The sequence below is a fragment of the Pseudothioclava alba genome, from assembly GCF_033100795.1.
Lineage (GTDB): Bacteria > Pseudomonadota > Alphaproteobacteria > Rhodobacterales > Rhodobacteraceae > Pseudothioclava.
Window position 1 is genome coordinate 1 of the sequence record NZ_JAWLVI010000018.1, and the last position, 1,383, is coordinate 1,383.

Annotated in this window: 1 protein-coding gene; it reads right to left on the reverse strand. The window is 52.9% G+C overall.

What is annotated here, in order from left to right:
• Positions 1–263: 263 nt before the first annotated feature.
• Complete coding sequence (locus RYZ20_RS15805; protein ID WP_317675177.1) at positions 264–1,295, reverse strand: IS110 family RNA-guided transposase; 1,032 nt, start codon at positions 1,293–1,295, stop codon at positions 264–266.
• Positions 1,296–1,383: the final 88 nt, after the last annotated feature.

The following is a 1,383-nucleotide window of genomic DNA, read 5'->3' on the forward strand; positions in this document are numbered from 1 at the left end:
CTCTTTTGTGGATGCCGCTCGTTTTGCAAGGAAATTCTGAACCTCTGGACATGTGATCGAGCGCGTACTTTTGTCAGGCCTGTTTGTGCGGCTGACATTGGCACCGCTGGCCGGTATGGTGATGCGCGGACCGGATCCAAATCTCCAACGGCGAGCTCGAAGCTCCGAGAGAGTTCCTGGTTTTTCCTGCCCGGATCATTTCGATCATTTGCCCATGCTTTTCGTTACTTCCTCACAACTCTTCGTTCTTCTGCCTTATTCACTCAGGCCATCACTTTTGCCACTGGTTCTTGATAGTCCTGCCCCTTTGTAATCATTGCCCAAATTCCACGGGCCATCTTGTTGGCGAGTGCTACGGCCACAAGCATGGGTGGCTTTTTCTCCAGCATCCGTGCGACCCACGTTCCTTGATGTTTCCCAAAACGCTTGCATGCTACGATTATTGCCATCGCTCCTGATATCAGAAGGCGGCGTATGTCGCGCTGCCCCATCTTTGTAACTTTTCCGAGCACTTGCTTTCCGCCAGATGAGTGTTGGCGAGGCACCAAGCCCAGCCAGGCGGCAAAGTCACGACCTCGACGAAATTGTTCCATAGGAGGCGCAAAAGTTTCAATGGCCAGTGCTCCGATGGGGCCAACACCTGGCATCGTTTGCAGTTGCCTTGAAATCCCCGTCTTCTTACTGATTTCTGCAACCTTGTTTTGCAGTGATTTGATCTGTTCGGTCAGCGCGGCAATCTGCTCAAGCAGTAAGCGACACGCATAACGTGCCGGATCAGGAAGGTCTGTGCCTTCTTCCTCAACCACCTCAGCAAGGCGAGAGAGATATTGAATACCTTGCGGGGCAGAATATCCAAATTCGTAAAGGTGAGATCGCAATGCGTTCACCAAATCGGTACGCTGACTTACGAATTGCTCGCGTGTACGAAAAACGACGGCCCGCGCCTGTTGATCTGCAGACTTCGGTTCCACAAAACGCATGGTTGGACGAAGGGCTGCTTCAGCGATAGCCTCCGCATCAGCTGCATCGTTCTTTTGGCGCTTCAAAAACGGCTTCACATAGCGCGGTGCGATCAAGCGAACCTCGTGTCCGACCGTAGCAAGTTCACGGGCCCAGTAATGCGCGCCTGAACATGCCTCCATCGCAACTAAACACGGATCAACTTCCCGCATAAATCGCTCAAATTGTGGCCGCGTCAGCTTCTTTCGAAATGCCACGGAACCGTCGTCCGATGCGCCGTGCACCTGAAATACATTCTTTGCAAGATCAACGCCGATGATTGTAACCTGTTCCACGGATGCCCTCTCCTGTAGCTTGTGCGTAAACATCCCAAGCTTGGCACATTGCGATGCCGTTTGGGGAGAGCGGCATCCACCCCATCTC